General features: G+C 63.1%; 4 protein-coding genes. 1 reads left to right on the top strand and 3 read right to left on the bottom strand.

What is annotated here, in order from left to right:
- Positions 1-9: 9 nt before the first annotated feature.
- The 3 genes from AC5RVZ_RS29625 to AC5RVZ_RS29615 all read right to left on the bottom strand — a co-directional run bounded on the left by AC5RVZ_RS29625 (position 10) and on the right by AC5RVZ_RS29615 (position 5,526).
- A complete protein-coding gene (locus AC5RVZ_RS29625) occupies positions 10-492 on the bottom strand; it encodes a hypothetical protein (RefSeq protein WP_494069188.1) in 483 nt (160 codons plus the stop codon).
- Positions 493-534: 42 nt separating this feature from the next.
- Entirely contained in the window at positions 535-3,402 is a 2,868-nt protein-coding gene (locus AC5RVZ_RS29620; protein WP_494069187.1) for a GH25 family lysozyme, read from the bottom strand.
- 804 nt (positions 3,403-4,206) lie between these two features.
- Positions 4,207-5,526: a BNR repeat-containing protein gene (locus AC5RVZ_RS29615; protein ID WP_494069193.1), complete on the bottom strand. Its 1,320-nt coding sequence runs from the start codon at positions 5,524-5,526 to the stop codon at positions 4,207-4,209.
- Positions 5,527-6,431: 905 nt separating this feature from the next.
- On the opposite strand from AC5RVZ_RS29615, the gene AC5RVZ_RS29610 reads away from it, so the two are divergent.
- Positions 6,432-6,584, top strand: a complete 153-nt coding sequence (locus AC5RVZ_RS29610) for a hypothetical protein (RefSeq protein WP_494069186.1) — start codon at positions 6,432-6,434, stop codon at positions 6,582-6,584.
- Positions 6,585-6,594 lie beyond the last annotated feature (10 nt).

Genomic DNA, 6,594 nt, shown 5'->3' with positions numbered 1-6,594 from the left:
GGGGTGTTTTTAGGTTATGTTGTCGTTTTGTTTGTGGTTGATTAATTTATTTATTTGGGTGAATTCCTGTGACTTGCTGGGCACGTGCACCTGAGCCGGCAGGCGGAGAACCGTGAAGTTATCGCGGTTGTTATTGACGTAGAACACCAGCCGGGCGCCGGCGCGTTCGATGAATGCCTCCACCTCCGCGATGCCCTTGGTGAGGAACACCGGCAGCGGGGAATCAGGAAGCAGTTCGGCGGCCGTGGCTGGCCGGTGGACCAGAACCGCGACCCGGTGGCGCTCCGCCAGCTTGGCCATGGGAGCCAGCCACTGCCTGACCTGATAGGCGCTGTCCGGGCCGTCAGCGAAGTACAGGACGCAGTCGAACCGGTTACCGGCGTCCCTGTTGGCGTCGGCCAGCCGGGTTCGCACGCGGCGTTCCGTCAGCACGCTGTTGGCCTCGGTGATGATCCGGGCGGCGAGAGGCTGAAGGCGGGACGCGATGGACAACAGTGAATCCTGACGTCGGAGGGGTGGACCTACCTGAACAGCTTAGATCTTTCCCACACTGCGTCCTTTGGCATACCCGTCGTCCGTCATGGCGGTGCCTCGGTAGAGCCACAGGGCGCCGGCGCTGGTTGTGGCCAGAAGGTCCACCTTGTTGTCGGACGTGCTGTCGCCCGGCCCCAGGATTTGCCGGTACTGCTGCCAGCCGCCGATGCCGATTTTCCTTTCCGCGTTAAACCACGCGCCCGAAGCGGTCTTGGCCGCGCGTCCTTGGCGCAGCCAAAGGGAGCCATCGGACTTGCTTGCCACCACGTCCTCCGTACCGTTGCCGTCGTAGTCGCCGACGCCGACGATCTGCGAGTAATGCCAGCCCGTGTCGATACGTGTGCGGGAGCCGTGCTGGCCGTTGCCCGGGCCGGCGTACAGCCAAGCTGAGCCGTCAGAGCGGACGCCGAGCAGATCGTTCCTGCCGTCGCGGTTGACGTCGCCCGTGCCTACCAGTACCTCGAACTGGTTCCATCCGCTGGTCCCGATGTTCACCCTGCGCTTATAGCCTTCGTTGGAACCGCCGACGGTGCCAGTGCCGGCGTAGAACCACAGGGTCCCGTTCGTCTGACGAGCCACGAGGTCGTTCTTCCCGTCCCCGTTGTAGTCGCCGACTCCGAGGACGGAGCTGTAGATGTGCCAGCCGTGCCCGATGCGTTCCGGAGCGCCGTAGTCTCCCTTGCCGGTGCCCCGCAGCAGCCAGAGAGTACCGTCTGGCTTCCGACCAATGAGGTCGCTGCGCCCGTCGCCGGTGAAGTCGCCCGGTGTCACCACCATTTCAAATGGCTTCCAGATGCTGCTGACAAGCGTCCTAGGGATGTAGCCCTCGGAATCTACCATCTGGGTGCCTTTGTAGAAGGTCAGCGCTCCGTCGGGGCGGATGGCGATCACATCGTGCTTCTTGTCCCGGTCATTGTCCCAAGCCCCGAGGATTTCGGCGAAACCCGCCCATCCGTACCCGATCTTGCGGGGAGCCGCGAAGGTGCTCATGCCGGTATTGCCGGTTGCTGCGTGCAACCACAGGGTTCCGTCTGCCTTAGTTGCCAGGACGTCAACGCGCCCGTCGCCGGTGAAGTCACGGGGCGCGGTCAGCTTGGTCTGGCTGCCCCAACCTGTGGCGACTTGGGTACGGCTACCGTGCTGCCCATTGCCGGGCGCCTCGTAGAGCCACATCGTGCCGTCCGACCGCCGGGCCAGGAGGTCGTTGGTGCCGTCGCGGTTGAGGTCGCCGGGGCCGATGATGTGGGTGAAGCCGTTCCAGCCGCTGCTGCCGATCCGCACGCCTGCCTGGAAGTCGCCGTTACCCTTGCCCTTGTACAGCCACAGCGACCCGTCGGTCTGCCGGGCCAGCAGGTCGTTCAACTTGTCCCCGTTATAGTCCCCGGTCCCGATTAGGAGGTTGTAGATTTGCCAGCCGTCGCCGATTCGGGACGGCGACTTGTAGCCGCCCGAACCGTTGCCGGGGTAGAACCAGAGTGAGCCGTCCGTCCGTCGGGAAAGCAGGTCGCCGTTGCCGTCCCGGTTCAAGTCGCCCGGTGCGGCGTAGCGCTGGGTGCGATCCCACGTGATGGTCCGGTTGCGGGCGAAGTTTTGCAGTTCGGTGTAGGAACCCCGCCACACATTCGAGTCGCCCGAGTACGGGCCCGTCGAGCTGTACTGCCAAATGTCGTAGGAAGTCCAGCCGGCCGGCAGCCAGGGGGTGCCGGTGGTGTAGTGCGCGACGTGCAGCGGGTGGTTCTTGAAGGCCGTGCTGTTGCCGGTGCACTTGTTCCACCAGTCCGCGGTGGTGTAGATGGCCGGGAGGCGGCCGGTGCGGGCCTTGATGGTGTTCGAGAAGTCCTTGATCCAGTTGACCATGGCCGTCGGGGACATGCTGTAGCAGGTGTTGCCCAGTTCCGGATAGGGGTTGTACTCGATGTCCAGCAGGGGCGGCAGTGTCTTTCCATCGGCGGACCAGCCGCCGCCGTTGTTCACCATGTAGTCCGCCTGCGCCTTGCCCGACGAGACGTTGGGGATGGCGAAGTGGTACGCGCCCCGGATCATGCCGACGTTATAGGAGCCGGAGTACTGCGACGGGAACAAGGGGTTTTTGTACGACAAGGCCTCGGTCGACTTCACGTAAGCGAACCTGGCGCCGTAGTTCCACTCGGTTTTCCAGTTGACGTTGGGCTGGTGGCTGCTGACGTCCATGCCTTGGACGCCGCTGGGCTTCCATCTGGTGCGGCTGAACGACGGGAGCGCCGCGGGTGCCGCAACACTGGTGCGTTCGATGTCGAGGACTTCCAGTTGGGCGTCGAGTTCTGCCAGCACTTCCGGCTGTTCCAGTTCCCGCTCACGTTCCCGGCGCTGCTGGAGGCCTTGGCCCATGTCGGCGCCGTGTTCGCCCTGTAGGGTCTTCAGGAGTTCAAGGAGTTGCTCCTGGCTGAGCTCCTCGACCGGCACCTCGACGGATTCCGGTTCGTCTTCCGTCGGGGTCGTGTCGCCGGCTTCGGGGGATGGCTGGAGCGTGGCTTTTTCCGTGGCGACGGCGGGGGAGGAAGGTGGTGTGCCCTCAGAAGGCTGTTCGAGGCCCGGCGTCAGTCCGGTTTCGTCGTCGATCTGGGACTCATTGCCAAACGAGTCGCCGGACGCCGGATCTGAGGGCGAAGGCTGTGCTGTTCCCAGACCGGTGGCAGCGGGTGCCTGCAGCAGGGCACCGTCGGGTGTCGACGCTTGCGAGTCCGGCGCTGGCTGCTGCACGTCCTGTGCGGATGCACCGGGGGCCATCAGGAGGCCCACCGCCATCACGACGGCGGTTGCGCTGGCCAAACGAGCAGTGGCTCGCTGGTTTCGTTTGGAAAAGGCTGCGGGGCTGCGGAAGCTGGGCATGAAATGCTCCGGACAATAGGGCACGAACGGGCCGGGTCAAGAGAGCCGCAACCTCCGGTCAGCAAAGGCGAAGCGTCGGCTCAAGGGCGTGGGTTAAACGTTATCAGCCGCAGGGGCAGAAACGCTGAGCGAGAGGGTGCGTTTCCACGAAAGTCGACAACTGTTAGCCCGCTGTTACTGTGTGCTGCTGCCTCTCAGCGGCGCGCCGCCAGGCGGGCGGGAGCCCTGCGCCAGGAGTCGGCGGCGAGCGGCGGTTCAGTCTCGGAGTGCAGCCAGCCATTCTTGCATCTCGAGGATTCCCTCATGAGATGGGAGCCAGTTTCCATGCCAGATTAAGGGTGGTCCGCCGGGAGCGCAGCACCGAGACTTCAGTGCTGCTTTTTAGCGGACCGAATCGCTGTCTCAGCAATTAGTCTGGCTGCAGAAGACTCGTCGATTGCAGACATCATGCGGTCATGTCGTAGGGGCCCGCCAATCCGATTTTTCCCGGCGGATTCGCTCCATGTTCGCGGCCGGCACCCATCTGGGTGTGCATTTCGAAGTCGGCGTCTTGCCAATCTAGGTGCACCTGCTGGTCGGTCCAGCCGATTGCCTTCGCGTCGACTGTCGTCCTCCAGTCGGACTGGAACGTATGGTTCTCGGTTGTAGGGCGCTCTAGTGGCGGGGTGCTTGATAAAGCCGGGAACCCAACCTCTGGTGGGCAGCATGAGGATGGTGGCTTTTGGCGACGTCGACTTTGTTCACAGTCCATTATTCGACGGGTTCGAACACGGACGTGCCGGGGACTAGGCCCCGAACAGTGGCTTACGGCAGGGTGTCCAAGTCGGCCGTAAGGATGCCGCCCCACTGGCTTTCCCAGGCCTCGGGGTCGCCATATTCCTCGGCTGTCGGGCCGATGCCATGAGGTTGCGGGGACAGAAGGATTTTTAGCACCCCGCCGCGGAGGGCTGCCATGTCGTGCCCGGACGGCTCTGCATAGTGAAGGTCCACCCTGGCAAGCGCGATCTCCCGAGGTGCGCCCGGGGTGGACGCGTCGATGGCCCAGAACGTTCCGCGTTTGCCGTCCTTTATGGACCGCCACAACACGTACGTCCTCCCGGTACCAGAGCACACGATATCGGGGCGCCCTACTGTAGCGTCAGTAAGTGTGCCAGTGAGATCCATGCCGTGCGTTCCCGCTGTTACGAACTCGTGCCGCCATGCCGTACCGTCATGCCATAGGTGTTTGCAGTTGTGCGCGCCGGCGGCATCGTAAATAAGGAACGTAATGTGCGGCCGCCCGTCGGCATCAACGTCGCAAGCTGGCATGTTGAGCAGGCCGGAGCCTGAGGCTGCTGTGGGCAGTGCAATCGAAGACTTTGAGTCTGGGGTTAGGGGCGTCGGCAGTTCGTGTCCTGCAATGTCGTGCCAGGAGATCCCGCCGTCCGTCGAACGTACGTAGCACACATCGTGGTTCGTTTGTGGCGATGGGGTGGCCCGCCAGTTGTATGCGAGGTGCAAGCTCCCGTCCCGACCTGGTGCGATTCGGCTGCTATATGCAGATTCGGCTTGGGCACCGGAAAATAGGTGGCAGATGCGCGTCCATGTCTTGGTGGCGGAATCGTAGCGGTTTAGGTACGTTTCTCCCGATCCGGACGTCCCGTTGCGGTAGGAGAACAACAGCCCGTGTTTGGTCAGCACAAATTCGGGGTAGGTGACGTGGTTCTCTTCGGCTCCGACCATTTCTGCGGCAGTAAAGCCGTCGGCGATGCTGTGCGGATGATTGGACTTTGCGTAGAGCAGTTGCGATACGTGCATGTTTCCGGAGATGTGCACGTACCCGTCCCTGTCAACTGCCACCGCGTAATAGTTGTGGCCGTCCTGCGCCTGTGTGCCGAAAATACTGTCCATCGCAACAGGCTCTTCCCAATCGGGGTCGCCTACTGCGCGCCTGGTTATCACCGGCTTGGAGTCGTCGCGCACATAGACTACGTATTCGTGCCCGTTTGCCGTAAATACTTGAGGCCCTGAGTTAAACCCCCACCTGGATGATAGGGGCGTCGGGAGGGTTGTCAGTTTTACACCCGTCGCCGTCCCGGGGGCCCGCCGTTCGAGGGTTCGCGTAAATGACCCCGACACCAACATTGTCGCCCCTGCACCGCCGGCGGCAAGCCCAGCTAATAACAAGGTTCGGCGTGCAATCTTATTTTGAGGGGGCATGTGCTCATTGTCCCTTAACAAGAAATTGGCCCGCCCTCACGGTGGAGGGCGAGGCCAATTTAAATCGCTACTGCAGCGGTGCTTAGCCGGGGATTGGCCCATCGTTCGTAGCCCGGTGCTGTGGCTTGTCTAGGATGACCGGCACGACGTACTGCTTGGGTGTGGTGCCGAGCTCGATCCGGGACAGCAGCGCATTCACACGGGGGAGGGCCGCGATTCGTGCCAGCGCGCCGGCCGCCGGAGTGACGGTTGCGGCAAATCTTGTCGGGGCGTGCCTTGGGGGTGTCGGTCCAACGGTGGGCTATGACGGCAGCGCTGATGCCGATATCCCAAGGGGTTCGTCTCGGAGTCTTGCCACACCTCCGAGTCATGCCACACCTCGTAGCTGCAGGGGACCATGGCAATGCGCGAGTCGGAGTCGCTAAGCCGGTGGTAGGAGGCACAGCTAATGCGGCGGCTGATCCTCGATGCGCGTTCTCCGCGGAGTTGTCGGCGCCGGCGAGGTCCATGGCGCATTCTGCATGTGAATAATGATGGTGCCGGTGGGCTTGTACCCGGCGCGGGACGGGAAGCCGTACTGCGGCCACGCTGCGTTGGGATTGGGATTGTCCAGCAGGGTAGTAGCCGCTGGCCATGGTTCCTCCTAAGGGTGGGCATGAAAAAACCGCCCCGGTAGGAGGCGGTAGATCAGTGGGTGTGCGTGCTTCTATTCCACGTTGACGTAGGGCATGACCGGCGGTTCAACCGGGAGCCGCAGCACTTCTCAGCGGTGGGCGAGGTCGTCCCACGCCTCGGTGGCGGTGCGCCGTGCGGTGCGCAGCATGCCGATTGTGTGTGCAATCTTGGACGCGGATGCGGTTGCCGAGTTCTGCAACCCGGCCAAAAAGCTTCTGGGGTTCCTCGCGTTCGACGCCCAGCTCTCCGCGGAGCCGGTCGACGTCCTCGCACAAATCGTCCGCGACGGCCAGCGTCATCTGCTGTGACTGGTGGGCC

The organism is Arthrobacter sp. Cza30 (genome assembly GCF_059090765.1).
The sequence above is the reverse complement of the archived record's forward strand: the minus strand, read 5'-3'. Positions and strand labels throughout refer to the sequence as shown.